Source organism: Phyllobacterium sp. MT110 (assembly GCF_058792715.1).
The window spans coordinates 1-18,517 of the sequence record NZ_JBXAFE010000009.1; the positions used below are offsets into that span (position 1 = coordinate 1).

At 57.6% G+C, this 18,517-nt stretch carries 14 protein-coding genes and 2 pseudogenes; 11 read left to right on the forward strand and 5 right to left on the reverse strand.

Annotated features, from left to right (window positions below; genetic code table 11):
- Positions 1 to 63: 63 nt before the first annotated feature.
- From AC1Q5O_RS25635 to repC, 6 genes are all read left to right on the forward strand, one after another.
- Entirely contained in the window at positions 64 to 1,212 is a 1,149-nt protein-coding gene (locus AC1Q5O_RS25635; RefSeq protein WP_492566982.1) for a tyrosine-type recombinase/integrase, read from the forward strand.
- 204 nt (positions 1,213 to 1,416) lie between these two features.
- Entirely contained in the window at positions 1,417 to 2,028 is a 612-nt protein-coding gene (locus AC1Q5O_RS25640) for a helix-turn-helix domain-containing protein (RefSeq protein WP_082129065.1), read from the forward strand.
- Positions 2,029 to 3,381, forward strand: coding sequence for a HipA domain-containing protein (locus tag AC1Q5O_RS25645; RefSeq protein WP_046802262.1), 1,353 nt, complete (start codon positions 2,029 to 2,031; stop codon positions 3,379 to 3,381). It begins immediately after the preceding gene.
- Positions 3,382 to 3,775: 394 nt separating this feature from the next.
- Positions 3,776 to 4,990, forward strand: coding sequence for a plasmid partitioning protein RepA (gene repA / locus AC1Q5O_RS25650; protein WP_046802261.1), 1,215 nt, complete (start codon positions 3,776 to 3,778; stop codon positions 4,988 to 4,990).
- Positions 4,987 to 5,952: a plasmid partitioning protein RepB gene (gene repB, locus AC1Q5O_RS25655; protein ID WP_046802260.1), complete on the forward strand. Its 966-nt coding sequence runs from the start codon at positions 4,987 to 4,989 to the stop codon at positions 5,950 to 5,952. Before repA ends, repB begins: the two co-directional genes overlap by 4 nt.
- Before the next feature lie 152 nt (positions 5,953 to 6,104).
- Positions 6,105 to 7,316, forward strand: coding sequence for a plasmid replication protein RepC (repC, locus tag AC1Q5O_RS25660; RefSeq protein WP_046802259.1), 1,212 nt, complete (start codon positions 6,105 to 6,107; stop codon positions 7,314 to 7,316).
- A gap of 27 nt (positions 7,317 to 7,343) precedes the next feature.
- Here the strand turns inward: repC and AC1Q5O_RS25665 are convergent.
- Positions 7,344 to 8,103, reverse strand: a pseudogene (locus AC1Q5O_RS25665) (integrase core domain-containing protein).
- A 355-nt stretch (positions 8,104 to 8,458) separates the two neighbouring features.
- Positions 8,459 to 9,597 (reverse strand): IS3 family transposase gene (locus AC1Q5O_RS25670; RefSeq protein ID WP_479341649.1). Its coding sequence is split into 2 segments (ribosomal slippage): positions 8,459 to 9,339 and positions 9,339 to 9,597, totalling 1,140 coding nucleotides; the frame shifts between segments, so codons are not numbered across the junction.
- A 157-nt stretch (positions 9,598 to 9,754) separates the two neighbouring features.
- On the opposite strand from AC1Q5O_RS25670, the gene AC1Q5O_RS25675 reads away from it, so the two are divergent.
- On the forward strand, positions 9,755 to 10,255 hold the full coding sequence (locus AC1Q5O_RS25675) for a hypothetical protein (RefSeq protein ID WP_492566930.1): 501 nt from the start codon (positions 9,755 to 9,757) through the stop codon (positions 10,253 to 10,255).
- A 1,188-nt stretch (positions 10,256 to 11,443) separates the two neighbouring features.
- Here the strand turns inward: AC1Q5O_RS25675 and dinB are convergent.
- Positions 11,444 to 12,420, reverse strand: a pseudogene (gene dinB / locus AC1Q5O_RS25680) (DNA polymerase IV).
- A 499-nt stretch (positions 12,421 to 12,919) separates the two neighbouring features.
- On the opposite strand from dinB, the gene AC1Q5O_RS25685 reads away from it, so the two are divergent.
- Positions 12,920 to 13,576, forward strand: coding sequence for an MreC domain-containing protein (locus AC1Q5O_RS25685; protein ID WP_046802257.1), 657 nt, complete (start codon positions 12,920 to 12,922; stop codon positions 13,574 to 13,576).
- Positions 13,577 to 13,685: 109 nt separating this feature from the next.
- On the forward strand, positions 13,686 to 14,165 hold the full coding sequence (locus tag AC1Q5O_RS25690) for a hypothetical protein (RefSeq protein ID WP_245423627.1): 480 nt from the start codon (positions 13,686 to 13,688) through the stop codon (positions 14,163 to 14,165).
- A 457-nt stretch (positions 14,166 to 14,622) separates the two neighbouring features.
- Here AC1Q5O_RS25690 and AC1Q5O_RS25695 read toward each other — a convergent pair whose 3' ends face one another.
- Both AC1Q5O_RS25695 and AC1Q5O_RS25700 read right to left on the reverse strand, forming a co-directional pair.
- A complete protein-coding gene (locus AC1Q5O_RS25695; RefSeq protein ID WP_245423628.1) occupies positions 14,623 to 14,904 on the reverse strand; it encodes a hypothetical protein in 282 nt (93 codons plus the stop codon).
- Between the two features lie 340 nt (positions 14,905 to 15,244).
- Positions 15,245 to 16,188 (reverse strand): IS630 family transposase gene (locus AC1Q5O_RS25700; protein WP_492566932.1). Its coding sequence is split into 2 segments (ribosomal slippage): positions 15,245 to 15,852 and positions 15,852 to 16,188, totalling 945 coding nucleotides; the frame shifts between segments, so codons are not numbered across the junction.
- Between the two features lie 614 nt (positions 16,189 to 16,802).
- Between AC1Q5O_RS25700 and AC1Q5O_RS25705 the strand changes: the two genes are divergently transcribed.
- Together AC1Q5O_RS25705 and AC1Q5O_RS25710 are read left to right on the forward strand one after the other, a co-directional pair.
- Positions 16,803 to 17,777: a DUF3991 and toprim domain-containing protein gene (locus AC1Q5O_RS25705; RefSeq protein WP_046802254.1), complete on the forward strand. Its 975-nt coding sequence runs from the start codon at positions 16,803 to 16,805 to the stop codon at positions 17,775 to 17,777.
- A gap of 128 nt (positions 17,778 to 17,905) precedes the next feature.
- Complete coding sequence (locus AC1Q5O_RS25710) at positions 17,906 to 18,511, forward strand: DUF1419 domain-containing protein (RefSeq protein WP_046802253.1); 606 nt, start codon at positions 17,906 to 17,908, stop codon at positions 18,509 to 18,511.
- The last annotated feature ends 6 nt before the right edge of the window (positions 18,512 to 18,517 follow it).

The window sequence follows — 18,517 nt, forward strand, 5'->3', positions numbered from 1 at the left end:
AGCGGGTGCAGAGCTTCTCAGAGCGCGGATGATGCCCATCCAATTGTCCGATCTCCACACAAAGTGAGGCAGACCCCGAAAAACGGTCAACTGACACAGAACACCGAAAATCACGTCGAGGAGACCTCAGCGCCGTCTCTCAGCACAGCCTCCGGCGGTGATGTTTCCACGCCGGAGGTGTCGGACGGAAGCCCCCTCCCCCCTCTTGTCGGCGAGGACCAGACATCAGCTCACCTCGCCACTCTTGCCGATCGTGCCCGGGGCTACGTGGAGGCGGCCAGTTCCGCCAATACGCGAAAAGCCTATGCCTCCGACTGGAAGCATTTTGGGGCCTGGTGCCGTCGGTCGGGTCTTACCCCCCTTCCGCCGCATCCGCAGACTGTCGGCCTCTACATCACCGCCTGCGCTTCCGGCACGGCCGAGCGCGGCACCAAGCCGAATTCCGTATCGACGATCGAGCGGCGCCTCTCCTCCCTTTCATGGAACTACGCTCAACGCGGGCTGACGCTTGATCGCAAGGATAGGCATATCGCCACCGTCATGGCCGGCATCCGCAACAGCCACGCCCGCCCCCCGGTGCAGAAGGAAGCGGTCATGGCGGAAGACATTATCGCAATGATCGAGACGCTCGAGCGCGGCACCCTGCGCGGCATGCGTGACCGCGCCATGCTGCTGATCGGCTATGCCGGCGGCTTGCGCAGATCTGAAGTCGTTGGCCTCGACCTCAAGGCGGACCAGACGGAAGACGGTCGCGGTTGGATCCAGATCCTTGACAAGGGCATGCTGATTACCCTGCGCGGTAAAACCGGATGGCGGGAGGTGGAAATCGGCCGAGGTTCCTCCGACGCCACATGCCCCGTCGCTGCTATTGAGACCTGGATGAAGTTCGCGAAGCTCGCTCATGGCCCCCTTTTTCGCCGCATGACCGGGCAAGGGAAAGCTGTTGGGTCGGAGCGGCTGAACGACAAGGAGGTCGCTCGGCTTGTGAAACGGACGGCCATGGCCGCCGGCGTCCGGGGCGATCTGAGCGAGATCGAGCGCGCCTTCAAGTTCTCCGGTCATTCCCTTCGTGCTGGCTTGGCCTCGTCCGCCGAAGTTGATGAGCGGTACGTCCAGAAACAACTTGGTCATGCATCTGCAGAGATGACCCGGCGATATCAACGCCGACGCGATCGGTTCCGTGTGAATCTGACCAAAGCGTCGGGTCTTTAAGACACCCTCCTCTGTTACCTGTTACGGCACCTCAATATCTGGGCGCACGCTGCTCCCGAACGGTAACGAGCGGACCTAAATGTAGGGGGGGCGTCGTCCCGGTGATCCTGTACAGGATCATCACACCTGCCCTGCTCCCGTAAGGGTGCAGGAGAGCTTGAAACGATCCTCTAATATTGATATGTTCCCGATCGGGAGCAAAGGATGATGACATTGCCAAAGAAACCGCTCGATTCGCTAGTCGACATCCAGAAGTTGGTCAAACAAACTAGTCCGGCAATTGATCTGGCTCGGACTCTGGCTTCGATCGAAGCGCCTGCGAAAACTTTACGTGATCTCGGCAAGACATTAACTGTAAACTCTGATCTTATGAAGTCGATCGAGTCTGCCTCTGACATTGCTAGGCGATTGATGCAGCATTCGGATCTGGCGGCCAAGCTGACGGAAGGGTTGCCGAAGATTGATCTAAACCTTCCTGATATCTCCACCTCGATAAAGGCGTCCTTGCCCAAGCAATTGCCGGATTTTTCAGCTCTCCCGCCTGCGCCTTCCCCGGTCGCTATGCCAAAAGCAAGTCCAGAGACTTTTGTACAAGCGGATTTTCAAATCGACAGCATCGCAGATTTGGGACGCATGGTCCGTCGCCTACGAGAGCGCCGAAAACAGTCGCAGCAGGAATTCGCAGATCTGGCAGGCGTGGGACGCAGGTTTATCTCTGAACTCGAAAACGGCAAGCCGACGCTGGAATTTGCAAAAGTTCTCCAGGTCGCTCGAGCGGCCGGCATTTCCTTTATCGCGCGCGACCGGTCACTGTAAATGGAAGTGCTAGCTCTCGATGTCCGCCTTGACACATCCCCCGACCCGGTGGGAGTTCTCGTGCGAGATCAACGCGGCGGTCTGGCATTCGCCTATAGCGAATCTTATGTCTCGCAACCTGGTGCCATAACTTTGTCGCTGTCCCTGCCCTTGACACCAGAGCCGTTCGAGGAGGCCGTGACCCGTCCCTTCTTTGACAACCTGCTCCAAGAGCGGGATGGCGCGCTTTCCGACATTATGGCTCGCGAGGGCATCGCTCGTGACGATATTGCGAGCTTGTTGTTTCATCTCGGCAAGGATTGCGCAGGTGCCATCTCGGTTCTACCCTCTGGCTCACCTCCGACCAAGGTGCCCGGCGATTATCAGAAAGACTACCAGCGCATCGACGACGACCGACTGATCGCGATCGTTGACTCGCTCCACAAGCGACGGCGGCTGCCTCCGGGTACGGATGACCCCTCCCCTCTTGCAGGCATGCAGAGCAAAATCGCTCTTACTCTCCTGCCGGACGGCTCTCTGGCCGAGCCGATACCAGGTACTGGCGCGCCGACGACGCATATCCTGAAAGTTCCTGACCAGGACCATATCCACGACGGGACTCTCGAACATGAGGTAATGCGACTTTCTCAGGAGGTAGGGTTTTCGACCGCTGATGTCTCGCTCCTCCCAATCGCTGGCGTCAACGTCCTTCTGGTCACGCGGTTCGATCGTGCTCGCGACAGAGACGGCCGCATCGTGCGAATTCATCAGGAGGATTTCGCGCAGGCCCTTGGCCTGCCGTCGGCGCTCAAATACGAACGCCGAGGAGTTCCCGGCCGGCGTTTCGACGTTGATGCGGTCCGGCGAATACTCGATGCAACAGTTGATCCCGCCGTAGAAAGAGAACTCTTCATTCAAGCGACACTTTTTGACTTGTTCGTCGGCAATGTGGATGCCCACGCAAAGAACTTCGCGCTTCTCCATGAGCCAGGTGTGAGGATCCGTACTTCACCCCGTTACGACATTCTCCCTACGCGCCTCGACGATACACTCACAGATGAACTCGCTTACCGAATTGGTGATGCCACGACCCTGGACGAGATAAGTGGAGAAGACTTTGATCTCTTCCTCCAGACTGTTGGCATTTCGAGCGCCGCGGCGCGCCAGCGCCTTTCGAAAAGATACGCCACAGAGATTGCCGCCAAGCTTGCCGGACATTTGGACCGACTTGGTAGGGGTGGGCAAAAGCCGCTCGCCGATCTCATTGCATCCAACATGCGCACACTTCTAGGTGCACTGGATATCGAAGTCCCCGGTCCAGCGAAAGACCGTGACGCGTACATCGGACGAGCCGGTGGATGGCTGTTGAGTTAAGCGTATCCAGAGAGGTGGGTCGAAAGATCAGGTTCATAGTCGAACCGATAAGCGCCGCGAAAGCTGCCCCCCGTTGCTCAAATCGGGAAAAGCAACGAGCGATTCTATTCGTCTGGCTCGCGTAATTGATCGCGAGCACGTGAATTTAGACCCCCTAATGGATGTTTTCGACTCTTATTTTCCCTAACCGCGCGAACGAGGTCCTTCGACAGGAAGTCGCTAGCCCATTGCATTTCCAGTATGTTTTGGGGCCAGGCCCTTGGCTTCCGTTTTTCGGTAAGGGTTTGTTAACCTTAAAGAGCTTGCCCAATGGCCAGAATCGAGGCTTATTGCAACAGCGGTTGAAAAAGGGTTTTGCCGCGTTGAACCGCTGTTACTGAATTTTGGGTTAGGCATGAAAACCAAAGCTGACGCGCAGGCATCATCACGAGAAACACTCGTAAGCCTTATAGACCGGCATTCGTCGGCTCTTGCTGTTCAGTTACAAGCGCATCATGTGAGCACGTTCCCGCCGACGGCGCAAAAGGGAATACGCCATTTCCAACCGTCAGAAGCTGCGAAACTCGTGGGTGTGAAGGAAGTCTATCTTCGTCAGGTCTCTAACGACATAGACAATCTAGAGGTAAGCACGACACCTGGCGGTCGACGCTCCTATTCCGTCGTTGATATCGACAAGATCCGCCGGCATCTCGACAAGGTCGGCAGAGCAGACCGTAGATATTTGCCTCACCGCCGCGACGACGAAGAACTGCAGGTTATTTCCGTCATGAACTTCAAGGGTGGTTCGGGCAAAACGACCACGTCCGTTCACCTCGCCCAATACCTGGCGTTAAAGGGCTATCGCGTACTCGCTATCGATCTTGATCCGCAGGCAAGTATGTCAGCCTTGTTCGGGCATCAGCCCGAAATCGATGTGCACCCGAACGACACGATGTACGGCGCAATACGGTATGACGACGGGCGTCGGCCGGTGAAAGACATCATCCGGAGAACCTACATTCCGGGACTGGACCTTGTCCCCGGAAACCTCGAACTGATGGAGTTCGAACATGACACCCCTCGCGCGCTGATGACGCGGCAGCCGGGCGATGTGATGTTCTTTCAACGTCTCAGCGGTGCAATCGATGATGTTAGTGATAACTACGATGTCGTCATCATCGATTGCCCTCCTCAGTTGGGCTACCTCACGCTCTCCGCCCTCACCGCGGCGACATCGGTTCTCGTGACGGTCCATCCGCAAATGCTGGATGTCATGTCGATGAATCAGTTTCTCGCAATGGTCGCTGATCTGCTGCGAGAAGTCGCCGCCGCCGGCGGCAATGTTGATTTTGCCTGGCTGCGTTACCTCATCACTCGGTTTGAGCCGTCCGACGGACCTCAAAATCAGATGGTCGGCTATCTTCGTTCTATTTTCGGCGCCCATGTGCTGAATTTCCCGATGCTGAAGTCGACCGCCGTGTCAGATGCGGGGCTTACGAATCAAACTCTTTATGAAGTCGAACGCGGCCAGTTCACACGCAGCACCTATGACCGAGCCATTGAGTCGATGAACAGCGTCAATGACGAGATTGAAACCCTGATCAAGAGAGCTTGGGGACGAGCGACATGAGCAGAAAGAACCTCCTGAACTTAATCCAGGTCGATGCCGACATGCCCGGAAAGGTTGCCACATCCGACAACAAGCTTGTCGGGCAAGTCGCCAGCACAATGCGAGAAGAGAAAGCCCGGCAGGCACGCGCCGACGACATCGAGCGGCGGCTTGGTGAGGGTCAGTCTGTCATCGACTTGGACACCGCTCTCGTCGAGCCCTCTTTCGTTCGTGACCGGATGCCTGGCGATATCGATGGTCTGCTTTCGTCGATTCGCGAGCAGGGTCAGCAGGTGCCAATCCTGGCACGTCCCCATCCTGAGAAACCGGGACATTATCAGGTCGCCTTCGGTCATCGTCGTCTGCGCGCGCTCCAACAACTCGGCTTGCAGGTAAAGGCGGTTATCCGTGCCTTGACGGACGAGGAACTGGTGATCGCCCAAGGGCAAGAAAACAACGAACGCGAGGACCTCACCTACATAGAGAAGGCACGGTTCGCTCAGCGACTGAAGGAGCGTTTTGCCCGCGAAGTGATCACATCGGCGATGTCTGTCGACAAGGCCGAGTTGTCGCGAATGCTTTCCGTAGTTGAAGCTATTCCCGCCGATCTGATCGATGCTATCGGACCTGCCCCCGGCGTTGGACGGCGAAGCTGGCAAGAGTTGGCGGATTTGATCCATAAGGACGAAAACAAGAATCGTCTGGAACTGGCGCGATCGGACGAGTTGCAGAGCATGACTTCGCAGGATCGCTTTAAGGCGCTTCTTAGCGCCTTAAAGCCCCGCCGTGTTGTTCGTGGTTTGCCTGAAGTTCTCTCGACGTCGTCCGGTCAGCGACTGGGCCACGTCAAACAGAGCAAGTCAAAAATCGAAATTACACTCGACAGGAAGGAAGCGGGGGAGTTCGCGGCCTTCCTGCTCAATGACGCGGTTGCTCTTTTCGAAGAACGCCGTGCGAAGTCCACTGGAAAAGAGGAAGCATAACCGCAAAAGAAAAGAGCCCCCAAAACGTCGCCGTCTCGGAAGCCCCTATCTGTCTAAGCATCAGTAGAATCGCATTTCCGGGATTCATCGTCAAGAGTCTAGGCGCCGTTTCGGCGAACGAATTTCTTTTGCCTGTTAGAAGGTGAAGAACGATGCGTACGGAAAGTGTGACGACGCCTTTTGGGCGGCGGCCGGCAACGCTTGCCCTTGTCAGGCGGCAACAGGCGGCCGGCGAAATACCGACAAGCAAATCTGCTGACAAGTGGAGGGTCTTCCGCGATGCGTCTGCAGCGATGGAACTGCTGGGGCTGCAGTCGAATAGCCTGTCTGTCCTCGACGCGCTGTTGAGCTTCTTCCCCGAAAAAGAACTGCGAGGGGATGCGCAGTTGGTGGTTTTCCCGTCGAACATGCAACTGTCACTGCGAGCGCACAGCATGCCTGGATCGACCTTACGGCGCCATTTGGGTGCGCTGGTTGATGCCGGTCTGATCATCCGCAAGGATAGCGCCAACGGCAAACGCTTTGCGCGCAAGGGTGCTGACGGGGATGTTGAAAGCGCGTTTGGCTTCGATCTCTCTCCTTTGCTCGCCCGTGCGGAAGAACTCGCGCTTCTGGCGCAGCAGGTGATCGCGACGCGTGCAGAGTTCAGGAAAGCCAAAGAGAAGCTCACAATTTGCCGACGAGACACCCGCAAGCTCCTAACGGCTGCCATCGAGGAGGGCGCTGATGGTGATTGGCAGGCGATCGAGGAGGTCTACGTCGGACTGATCGGCAACCTCCCGAGGACGCCAACACTCGTTGAGGTGAGGAAAGTACTTGAAAGCATGGAAATGCTGAAGGAAGAAATCCTCAATCGCTTGGAAACAAACGGAAAAGCAGAAAATAATAGCACCAATGATGCTCAAAATGAGCGCCACATACAGAATTCAAACTCCAACTCCACTACTGTATTTGAACCTCGCTCTGAAAAAGAGCAGGGCGAAAAGTTGAGCAAGCCAGCAAAGCCGAGCGAGCCGCTAAAGGTCTTCCCCCTCTCCGTTGTGCTGAGGGCTTGCCCGCAAATCTCCGATTATGGCCCGGGCGGAGCCATCGGGAACTGGCGCGATCTCATGTCTGCGGCCGTGGTGATCCGCTCGATGCTCGGCGTGAGCCCCTCGGCCTATCAGGAGGCCTGTGAAATCATGGGACCCGAAAATGCAGCGGTGGCAATGGCCTGCATCTTCGAACGGTCGAATGTGATCAATTCTGCCGGCGGCTATCTGCGCGACCTTACACGACGCACCGAGCAGTCGGAATTCTCGCTCGGTCCGATGATCATGGCGCTTTTGAAGTCGAACGCTGGCGGGCAACTGAAAGCCGGATAAGGCGACGCGTCTTCCCTGAGGCTTGTTTTAGCTGTGGAGCCTCAACAGGTTATCCGCGGTTAGGCCGAGACGGCTGATTGGGGTTTTGGACTTTAGGCTGCTGTGAGGGCGATGCCAATTGTAGCGGTGGGGCCAGATTGGCAGTTCTGCAGCGCGGCGCTCCGAGGTTGGATAGGCGACAGCGTAGGCCCATTCGCGCAGCGCCGTCTGGATGAAGCGCTCCGCCTTTCCAATGGTCCTGGGCGTGTAGGGCTTTGTTCTGACATGCCTGAGGCCGAGCTTGCGGCAAGCCTTTCCAAACGCTTTCGATCGGTAGCATGAGCCGTTGTCGGTCATAACGCGGGTGACGGTGACGCCGAGGCTGGCATAGTAGGCGATTGCGGCGCCGAGGAAGGCGACGTGGGCCAGCCGGCGCCACGCGACTTGCCCTTTTATGGATCGCCCGTGCTGCGGTGTCCGACGCGGTCGGCGCGATATCCTTCAGGCGCGACAGCCCGGCACTCCTGAGCACCCGGCTGACGGTGGCCGGCGAGACGCCGACCTCGAGCGCGATGTGCTGGCCGGTCCAGCGCTGACGGCCCAAAGCAACCACACGCGCGGCAACCACCGGATCGGTCATGCCTGCGCGACCATGGGCCTTGAAGCGCTCGACCCAGCGCGCCACGATCTTCGCCGATACACCAAAGAGCCGTGCTGCCTGGACTTGGGAAAGACGACCCGCAATCACCGACAACGCCATCTCCTCTCGACGCAAAGGCGTCAGACGGGCATTCTTATGGATGTTCATTCAGACCCTCCGATGGATACTGAAGCTTGGTAACTCCAGTCTCCCCGGTCCAGTCCGAATGGACAACCTCCTGAGAGCTTACACTTAGCAAACATCCAATCTGTGAGTGGCACTCAGTTTGCTCATAATTTGGGGGTCCATCCCGGCTAAGACCGTCTTCCGACGTACACTATCGACGTGACCCAGGATCCTGTTTGCGCTGGGGTCTGATTAAAAATCTGAGAGATCCTGTTTCACCAAGATCTCAAGGCGGTCATCGCCTCTTTTGGTAGCGCTCTGCGATTGAATGCCGACAGAGGTGGCTCGGTTTGTCTGAACAGTTTCGGGCGTTTTGTTAAGTGGATTTCCGCCTCGATTATGCTGCCACCATCATTGGTGCCAGCGCGTTGAAGTAGGCCTGATCCGGCGTCTGCCGGTCAAGGGATGAATGTGGGCGTCGGCTATTGTAAAAAGTCAGATATCGGCCAATGCCGATGCGGGCCTCCGACACGGTCTTGTAGGCGTGGAGGTAGACCTCCTCATATTTGATCGACCGCCAGAGGCGTTCAACGAAGACATTGTCCCGCCAAGCGCCCTTGCCATCCATCGAGATGGCGATTTCCGCCTTCTTCAGCAGCGCCGTGAAGTCCATCGAGGTGAACTGCGAGCCCTGATCCGTGTTGAAGATGTCGGGCTTGCCATAGCGGGCGAGCGCTTCCTCGACCGCTTCGATGCAGAAGGCCGCTTCCATCGTGATCGACAGCCGCCATGACAGGACCTTCCGGCTGAACCAGTCGACGACGGCACAGAGATAGACGAAGCCCCGCGCCATGGGAATGTAGGTCAGGTCCATCGCCCAGACCTGGTTGGGTCGGGTGACCGCCAGCTTTCGCAGGAGGTAGGGATAGATTTTGTGCCCGGGTGCCGGTTTCGATGTGTTCGGGCGACGATAGATCGCCTCGATGCCCATCTTCTTCATCAGCGTGGCGACGTGCAGCCGCCCAGCCTCCAGCCCTTCTCCTCTCAAGAGCCCTTGCAACATCCGACTTCCCGCGAACGGGTAGTCGAGGTGCAGTTCGTCGATCCGCCGCATCAAGGCCAGATCGCCGTCGGACACTGGACGAGGCAGATAATAGACGCTTCCACGGCTGAAGCCGAGAAGCTTCGCCTGACGCACGACGGATAGCTTGTGCTCGCGGTCGATCATTTCTTTCCGCCCAGCAATCCCGCCTTGCCGAGCGCACCGGATAAAAAATCGTTCTCCAGTGTCAGCTCGCCGATCTTGGCATGCAGCGTTTTGACGTCCACAGTTGGGCCCGCCGATTCAGTCTTCGCTTCATCGCCGAAAACGCCTGTCGCCCCCTCAAGGAGCTGGTCTTTCCATTGCTTGATCTGGTTGGCGTGCACATCGAACTGCTGGGACAACTCCACCAGCGTCTGCTCACCTCGGATAGCGGCAAGTGCCACCTTCGCCTTGAAAGCCGGGCTGTGGTTCCGGCGCGGTCGTCTCGTCATGGTATCTCCTGTTCCCGGCATCTAAGCCGAAGTCAGGCAGAAATTCCACTTATCCCCGCTGTTCAAATTTCCCGAGCCAGCTCTGTGGACGCGCGCCCTGGAGGGTCGCTCAACTCCCCTCGATATTATCGCCACCGGAAATTACCGGTGGGAGCGGTTGAACCAGCAACTTGCCACTATTGAGGAGGCGCTCAATTCGGACACGCCCGATCTTTCCGAATCACTCGGTCTTCCGATGAGCGAAGCAATGGCAGCTCACGCGGCGCGGGCCGAGATCGTCGAAAGGGGGAAGGGCCTCCTTCGAGGTGAAAAGCTTCGTGCGAGAGCTTTACAGAAATTTGACACGGAGATCGCGGCGATATGGCTTGGGACGAGAGCATCCAGAAAAGGGCTTTCGCCGCTCGAGTTTGCGATGGCATCGGACAGCGGCCTGCGGATTTCTCTTGAGGAGCTGGAGCAGCGGCTTGTGAACAAGAATCGTATCCCTGTGATCCAGGAAGAGCTTCGAATTTGGGTGGAGAAGAAATTTGGCATTAAGGGGCTCAGGTTCATCCAAAGAGGAAATGACGGTCTTCCCGACCGACGAACGCCCCTGCAATGTTGTTATGACGAAGTCAGCTTGGCCAAGATGCAGGAGCTGACCACACTTTGGGTCTAGTTGAGTGGGGGAATTGTCCTGGAAATGCTGCGCCGTTTCGCGCTGCCCCTCAGTCAGGGCGCATTGAGAGCACGCGCCTGCCCATGAGACCAGGTCGTGGCGGATATCATAAGTTCGGGGAGGCGGAAGATATGTTGACCGCGGTCATCAGCAATAACTAATTGATATCAATTGTTTTTTTGTGCCGATGTTTTCGCTCTGTGCCTTCGGTCTCTTTTTCTTTTGATCGGATAGTTCAAATCAGACCCCTGGTACAGCGGACGCAGTCCGTAGCTACAACGTCATACAAAGCCGATCTGGCGCGAACTCCGATGGCAGGCTTGCCTGGTAAAGATTGTCGTTGACCGCGGTCAACAATCATAACTTACGGGTTTGTATAGGTTTTTCGGCGCGGGTCACAATGGAGGACCGATTGCGTCGGCACAGCTGGCTAGAACCATCGAGCTAGGCGCTTTGATCAACCAGGCCTCGCCAGTTGAACGCCCTCCCCGCTCATACGCCGCCTTGATGCCGCTTTGTGCCCGCAACGCGCGGCACTTAGAAATTGGAGCTCTTATCAGCGGCCCTGCTCCGGCTCGATCTTCTTGGCCGGCGGTGACTGCGTCTTGTGCGCTGTGTTGTTACACTAAACCGGACGCCGGCATCTCGAACCTGAAGGGTCCCGCCAGCAGCTTCTCGTCGGGTCTGTTCCAACTTTTGCCGCTGTCGGGGCCCGACGGCACGCGTGGTAGAAACAATGGTCCCCTGCTCCATGCCAGAAGTTGCTTAAGCGACGCGGAGTTCAAAGGTCACTCAAGTGGCGGCGGTGACATAGTATCGGGCATTGCCCGATGGGCTGGCAGACCCATGTCAAGGCCATCCGGCATTCGTTGGTATCAGAAGCATCTGATTGGAGAACCTCGGGAGTTCGGTCATACTCGGAGAGCGCAATTCCAACTGCAGATCCAATGCGCGATGGCCTGCCAGATCGGACGCCTTCGGGTGGGCGTGGAACGCCAGGTGCAATATCTTTCCAGAGAGGGTTCGGCGTTCCTCATTGACGCGCCAATTCAAGCGGTGCTGAGAGATCGCGTCTTACCATCCAATCTCGCAATCGGTCGATCCGTTACCGCCCGTCTCGAAATCAATGACACGAACGCACAAAACTCTGATGGCTCAATCCTTGCTGACCGCTCGTCTGTCTTCTGTTCACAAGTCCAGATCGAGGAGCGATTGGTCCACCTCCCCAGAACGTGCGCCAGTCAGCGATGCGAGAGAAACTTCGAGATGCCGGGAAGTTCTCCTGAATGGGTGGACAGTCGCAAGAAGCGTCGAGTAATTCGTCTACCGTCAAGATGGGGAGGGCGACCGTGCGACTGCGAGTTGCCTGCGTGAAGTCCGAATATTTGATATTTACGATGACAGTCTTGCCGCTAATGTGGTTTGCCTCGCAATGGCTCCAAACCTTTTCCGGCGAGGGCCCTCAGTTCAGCCGACGCAAGACCGAGGTCGTCTATGTCCTCGATGAACGTATTTTCGGCACCAACAGATTTCCGAATCCTATCGGGGCGAACTTGCCGTTGGTCGATGCCCCGGGCAATGCCGTTTAAGTTCGGCCCCGACTTCCCGAATCAATTCCTTGGCTCTTCATGCGTTCTCCCGTCGCCGGACGAACACCATTGAACTTCTTGTCAGGGAGGCCCTCGATTAAACCGGGCCCCTGTTTTGGGGCACTGACAGCCTGGCCATTTGGCTCATTCAAGTCGCTTGAGGAGTTTGTTGTAGGAATTGCCGGCTGATGCATTCAAACCAGTCATCGCGTTGATCTTGGCCCGGATCTCCAATGCGATGTCGGCAGCACTGTTCATCCCCTTCAAGTTTTCAGTGACATCGAGATAGGTCTCGTCGAGAGAGAGCGGTTCGATCAGAGGCATGTATTCGGCAAAGATCTTGTGGAATTGCCTGGAGACGGATTTGTAGACATCAAAACGTGGGGGCACAAAAATCAGGTCGGGGCATTTTCGCTTGGGAGTTATCGAGGGCATCACAGAATGAATACCGAATTTACGTGCTTCGTTGCTGGTCGTGGCAACCACGCCCCGTGCGGCGGAACCGCCAACGGGGAGCGGCCGCCCGCACCGCAACGGATGATCGCGCTGCTCAACGGACGCATAGAAGGCTACCATATCCACATAGATGATTTTGCGGATCGGCGAGGCGGTCCTCGTGCGCTTGGGCGTGCTCTCATGGATGAGCGAAACAAAAAGAGAGCATAGCGGCGGCTGCGAGAATATCCAAGCGTCATGCCGATCTCTGTTTCCGCGGGTGGCGCCGTTGGATGCCGAGTGACGAGGTAAGATTAGCTTCGGTCGATCTCATCACCGATCACAGCTCATTTGCCCAATGGAGGGTAGGGGAGGGGGCGCCCCTCTCGTTTCACTATGCAGGACATCGTTTGGATTTTGAACCGCACCCAAACATTGGGAGTTTTCCGGTTCAGATCAATCTGGCCGAAAGCGCATCGGGCACCTGACGCGCGCCGATCCCATCGGGCCGGTCGCGCAGTCTTGAATGGCTAAAAACACGGGAGCGCGCGCCTTCCCAGTAAACGCCCGCCCGCCGTGCGGTCTTGCGATCACCTATGGATAGCTGGTACAGCAGCGATAGACATCGAGGCATCATCCTGTGAAGAAAATCAACCGCAGCTTCACCGTCGAGTACAAGAACGCACGGCGTAGGTCGGAGCGCAAACCGGATTCGATATGGGGAGACCTCGATTTGAAGTCAGTGGCTCGGCAGGCAAACGAAGCGGCATTTTCCTCAGCCCGTGAGCATAGTGACGCCTCCCGGGTGGACGAGCCTATCGGGCAGGACAGATCGATAGAGCCGATGTTGACACCGGCGCTGCCGCAGCAGAACAATGCATCGGCGATAGAGGAGATCCATATGCCCGACGAAATAGAAACCGCGACGGAAACCAATACGCAGGAGCCCGTCGTGACGATTGCTGCGCCGGTCAAACAGCGCAAGCCGCGAACAAAGAAGGCGGACGCAGATCAGTCGCAAAGGGCGGCCGTATCGGGCCGCACCGATGCGACAGAGGGCTGGGGCAAGCGCGGTCGCAAAGCCGGAACGATCGTGGCTGCAAGAACTCCAAGGAGCAAGCTTATCAAGAGCGAGAGCAATACCTCTGTTGCTTCACCGACCGCCCCGGTGGACGCGATCGACGACATGGCGGAGCTCCTGCGGCTCGAAGACGAAAACCGCAGCCTGCGCAGGCAGCTTTCCGAAAAGCTGAGGGCCGAAAATGCGGATCTGCGAAAGCGGCTCAATCTCGCTTGACGGGCGAAGGCATCCTCTGCCAGCCGTGACGGTCATCTCGGCGAGGTCACGGCGACCGCCCGGTTCGCGCTCGCTTTGTGTATGCGGGTAGAACACGAGGTTAATGACAATGGCATCCTTATGGAATTTCGTCGCCCGTTTTACGTCAAGACGGCGCCAAGAGCCGCAACAGCGCCTGCAGGCTCCCGACGATGAGCAACAGGACGACGCAAGTCTGCTCGGTGCCAATGCGGTCTCTGACGACGGGGCGGCCGTGAGTGATCTGCCGCAAGCTGGGCTGATCGCGGGGGAGGCGGCGAAAGCGGTCGCCGCAGTCGACCTCGCGGTGGGACCCTGGGCGGCACAGGCTACGGATTTTGCTGCTCCTTCCGTGTCGTTTCACGACGATGTTGTCGCTGCAGAGCGAAGGCGAGGCAAGAACAAGACCGATGAATCAGTCGCCCGACGCCAGCTTGCGAACGCTGTCACCGTAATCCCTCTGGCGATCACCCTCGATGACGAGATAAAGCTCTTGCGTAGCGAGCTTATCGGCAAACTTCGGCTGCAGAACTCTCAACTCAAAACCATGCTGGAGCGTTTCAAATGCTAACTCGCGCCCTGCGGTCATGCGGGGCCAACCGGTGACCGTACGGTCGCGTCACCTCAGATAACGATCCGGGCGCTCGGCGCTTTTCCCATGATTGCGAGGTGAGATCACCAAACCAGGTGCGCGGACAATGCTCCCCAGACTGCGTGCTGGGTTGGAGGACACAAGCCCGTTCAACTGCATTGCGCGTACGGTGATGGCGTGCAGGAGGATGGGCACCGACGCGACGATCATCCGGTAGATTCAGAAATTGGAGACGGAAGTAAAAAACGGAGTCGGAGGTACCGATATGCGTTCAGCGACTCAAGAGTGAAGGTACCGTTGAAATGTCGCAGCGGACAGAATCTAGAATATTGAAAGGGAAAATCGAACAGGTAGCGACGTATGCCAATAGCAAAAGATCGGTGTCTGTTTGGACGCGTTCATTCATGCTTTTTCACATCATTTGGGGCCAATGCTTTCAACAACTTCGTAACTTTGGATAAATGCACTTCCCGTCGTTCAGCAGGGCAAGAATACTTTTCTGGCTGATAGGAACCGTTAGCACCTTTTCCACTATCATGACCGGCCACTCGATTTCCGGATCGGCTGTTATATCGTCACGCATCTCTAGCACGGCGCACTGAGCCTCCTCACGACTATCGAAGAAAATATCTGGTATGCCTGTTGGCTTCCAACGCTCCTCGGCTGGAGTACCCGCATTTGAGTACGTGTAGAAAGTAAAGACAGTGTCCTGTGCCAACGGTTTCTCCTAAAGCAACCGCGGCGGTACGCCCCCGCCGTCCGATGCTCATTGACCCCCGGTGATCGGCGGATTCGAAACCGCATACCACGGCCCCATGGCCTTTAGTCCCGGAGAACCTATTGCATACGCCACAGGTCCCCCGACCGCAAAGGTCAAGGAGTCTGATGCCTTACGGGTGGCACCAACCGGGTATGAGGGGTTTCGACGCCCCGAAGCGGCGCGTACCGCTTCGTAGCGGAAGATATGCGATCCCGTTGAATTTGTCCTGATATTTTTCCGCTCGTGCGCGCTCATCGCGACACTCTTTGAGCATCAGGTACACTAGAGCGCATCCATTTTACTCGGGGTCATATCCGCATGATTTGAAGTAGTTTGCGCATTCTTGCTGCTCGAACAGTGTGACGATCTGGCCGACCGTATTCCATAAGCCCTCGACCGTTCGCTCTGCTTTTGCGCGCAAGACAGCTTTGAGCTTGGCGAACGCCTTCTCGATGGGGTTGAAGTCCGGGCTGTAGGGAGGAAGGTAGAGCAACCTGCATCCAGCACCTTCGATTGCGTGACGCACGCCCTGCGCCTTGTGTGCGGGTAGATTGTCCATGATGACGATGTCGCCCGGTGCCAAGGTTGGAATGAGAACTTGCTGGACATAGGCCTGGAATGCGACCCCGTTCATCGCACCGTCGAGGACCATGGGTGCGGTCATGCCGGATAGTCTGAGTGCACCGGTAAACGTCGTTGTCTTCCAATGGCCGTGCGGGACCGGTGAGCGGCATCGATCTCCGCAAGGGGCTCGCCCGCGAATCCGTGACATCTTCGTGCTCAGGCCTGTTTCATCGATGAAGACGAGCCGCGCCGGATCGAGATCGAGTTGGCCGTCGAACCAGTCCTGGCGACGCTTCAGGAGATCGAGACTCTCCTGCTCCAGTGCATGTGCGGTCTTTTTTTGAATGTCCAGCCGCGCTTTCGCAGCCAGGCGTCAAGCGCGCTGCGACCGATGGAAACGGCTCTCTCCTCCTGCAATCGCAGGACCATCTCGTTGAGCGTGATATCCTTTGCCTCTTCGATCATGCCGATGATGAAGTCCTCGTGAGCATCGAGGCGTGAGCCAACGCGTCGGCCCTGCTTCACAGGTGTCAACCGACCCGCCCGTGCGCTGGCGATCCAAGCGATGGCTGTCGAAATGCCAATCCCAAATCGGGCCGCCGCTGATCGCGCCGACATGCCATCCCGTGACGCAGCCAGAACGCGGCTACGCAAATCATCGCTGAAAGCTCGGGTCATATTGCCTCCGACCAAATCACCAGTCGCAGCGATGGAATCAGAATTCGGCGACCAAGGGAATCCTCAACGCGATTCCGCGTTCAATGGACGTGCTCTAGCACCGAAGCGTGAGGGGAGGGGAGGCGACTAAGGACATGTAGCTGAGCCATGGGCTGTATTCACCTCAGCTTAGACGATCGGGCCACGAAAACTACACCATGCGGGATCAATCACCGCGCCCAGAACCAGGCAGTCCATTGTAGAGACCCTCGCCAAACTGCGTTGGATCGAGAACCAGGACTGACTTGGACTACAGATATTTTGGGCGGCTTTGACCGAGCTCCGGGCGCCTTGATCTTTCAACCCCTTTCCGCTGCGCGATCAAGCTTGCTCGTAGACGAATGAGGCCGGCTTAAGAGCCGGCCTGCCCCTTTGGGTGCCGCTTGCGAGCCGGCGGCGGCAAGGGAAGCTTCGCCGCGGCGGACAGGCGGCGCTTGTGGCTCACGATTTCCCAGCAACTGCCTCCGCGCCCTTGCCTCCGCATGCTCTTCGCGGTCGCTAGATGGGGTCCCGCGAAATGTACGGGAAGGTATTTCGAGTGGAAAAGAGGGCGGCTGGAAAAGGCCGGAAAAAGAATGGAAAAGAAAGAAATCGAGGAACTGCGCAACCGTGTGCCATGCTCTGCCGTGCTGGAAAAGGCGGGCTTTTCCATTGATCTGAAGGAAAGCACCAGACGAGCGGTAAAATATCGCCGTGGCAGCGAAATCATCATCACGATTCACGACGGCCATGGTTGGTTCGACCCGCTTTCCGAAGCCAAGGGTGATGTATTCTCGCTCGTCGCCCATCTGGATGGTGGAGGGTTCAAGGCAGCACGCGATCGCGTTGCCGAGCTGATCGGCTATGTCCCGCAAGAAGCCGCCAGACGCACGCTTAGTCGCGCCCGAGGACCAAACCTTGCAATTGCCGAACGATGGGACCGCCAACGCAGACCGTGGCCGGGCTCGCAGACATGGGACTATCTCGCGAGGAACAGATTGCTGCCTCCCCATACACTCACAGCTGCCATATCGCAGAACCTTCTTCGGGAAGGCCCCTTTGGCAGTATGTGGGCGGCCCACACGAATGATGTTGGCGTCATTGCCGGTTGGGAGGAGCGCGGCCCGCAATGGAGAGGATTTTCGACCGGCGGGACCAAAATCCTGTTTCGCCTCGGCGGGTCTGCGGCTTCCAGGCTCTGTGTCACTGAAGCGGCGATCGATGCCATGAGCCTTGCTGCCTTCGAGGGTCTGCGTGATGGTACCCTCTATCTCAGTACCGGCGGGGGGTGGTCTCCGGCAACAGATGCGGCGCTGCGCGTACTTACCGGTTCTTCCGGCGTCCAGTTGGTCGCGGCAACTGACAATGACACGCAGGGCGACACGTTCGCCGATCGGCTTCGAACCCTTGCCGAAGAAGCGGGCTGCGGCTGGCAGCGATTGCGGCCTCCTGCAGACGACTGGAACGAGGCTCTGCAAGAGGGGGAGGCGGAACGAAGAAAAAGAAGGGGGGAAAGGGAAGGCGTGCGGCATACGCGCCGGCCACATCAAGGGAAGCTTCGCCCGGCCTGAAGCCGGCCCTTGACCCTGCCGATCGCGATGCCGGCGGCTGGGGAGGGGTGGTGAAGGACTGAAGAGGATGGTGAGGTCGAGAGGACAGCGCCGCGCATCGGTCCGGAACAACTCACAGGGAGCCGAAAATGAATACCTCACCCGCAATCCGCAAGGTCTATCAGGGGGTCGCCGACCGCCACCAGATGTTCCGCATGTTCGACCGCCACGCCCAGCGACCTGATCGTTGGAATGGCGATGCAACATCGCTCTACAGCGGAGAATGGTTCGAGATCCGCGAGAACGAACACGATTACATGTTCGAGATCCTGCCACCCCTGTGGATCTGCGGGTCGATGTTCGCCATGCGCGAGTTTCTGACCGGATCGATCACCAGTGTCTTCTTCGCGCTGCGCATAGACGGAGCCATCCGCCACTTCCACGGCTATTGCGATCTCTCTGATACCTCTTCAGTCGAGAACATGCGGCTTGCCATCACCGAGCGCGAAACCCGGCCGGTGCGTGCCATGACCCGGGATGAGCGCCTGAACCATATCTGGAGTAGCACGGCCGATGATTATCGCGGCTATGCCGGCGACCGTTGGCCATATGCCTTACGCGGCAAGAAAACGATCATCCTCTATGGTGGCGCGGCAGGCACCACGCTCAAGCTGCTGGAAGACCTGACCGACGACGAGATCGCCGCGAAACTGCCCGTGCATCTGCGCCACCTTCCCGTTTTCATCGCAGCGTGAGGGGGC